General features: G+C 59.8%; 1 protein-coding gene and 1 pseudogene. Both read left to right on the plus strand.

The window, feature by feature from the left end:
* Positions 1 to 331, plus strand: a 331-nt coding sequence (locus AAIL68_RS17450; RefSeq protein WP_347141056.1) for a hypothetical protein, incomplete at its 5' end; no start/stop codon positions are given.
* A gap of 213 nt (positions 332 to 544) precedes the next feature.
* Positions 545 to 866, plus strand: a pseudogene (locus AAIL68_RS17455) (aromatic hydrocarbon degradation protein); the annotation flags it as partial.

Below are 866 nucleotides of genomic sequence, written 5' to 3' on the forward strand. Positions count from 1 at the left end.
CAACCTCGTGGTCTGGTCCAAGGTCTTTGAGGCGCACAGACGGATCGTGCTGGGTGCGAGCATGATCGGTGTGCAGGGGCGCATCCAGCGCGAGGGCGAGGTCGTTCATTTCGTGGTGCACCGGATCGAGGATCTGTCGCGGGAGCTGGCCAGCGTCGGCGCGCGGGGCGCGGCGTTTCCGCTTCCCCAAGGGCGCGGCGAGGAGGCGCGGCAGGGGCAGGGGGCACGGGATATGCGAGAAGGTGCCGCGATCGGCCCAAGGGCGCGAGAGATCTATGTCAAGGACCTGCATCTGGATGCGATCAAGGTAAAAGGTCGAAACTTTCAATAATTGGAAAACTATGACGTGAAGCGCCGTTGCATGGACATTCTCGAGGGCAGCGCCAAGCGAGTTCGGTATCGCCAAGCCTGATCCATGCCCTGAGCACAGGATCAGCGGCCCAGCATTTCACATCCAAGAACGGCTCTCCCTATGCTATCTTTTCCCTAGCGGCAGCTTGCAGACACTGCCGTGATGATACCCGAGCTTTGAAGCGAGGCTTTCATGAAGACCGCATGTATCGGCACAGCCGTTTGGCTCCTGTGCGGCACAATCCTTCATGCTGGCGGTGTCGAGCGGAGCAGCCAGTTTCTCGGTCCTCTTTTCGAACCAGGCAACTATCTCGAACTGAGCTATGGCCACGTCTCGCCCGGCATCACAGGAACAGACCTGCCGCTTGGCCTCTATTCCGGTGGTGAGCGCACCGGCGATATTGCGCCCTCCTACGACAATTTCGGCTTTGCCTATAAGCACCAGTTCAATGAACTCTGGTCAGCCGCGATCATCCTGGACCAGCCATTCGGGGCCGACATCGCCTATCCAGCCA

It is taken from the genome of Paracoccus sp. SSK6, assembly GCF_039770665.1.
Taxonomy (GTDB): domain Bacteria; phylum Pseudomonadota; class Alphaproteobacteria; order Rhodobacterales; family Rhodobacteraceae; genus Paracoccus.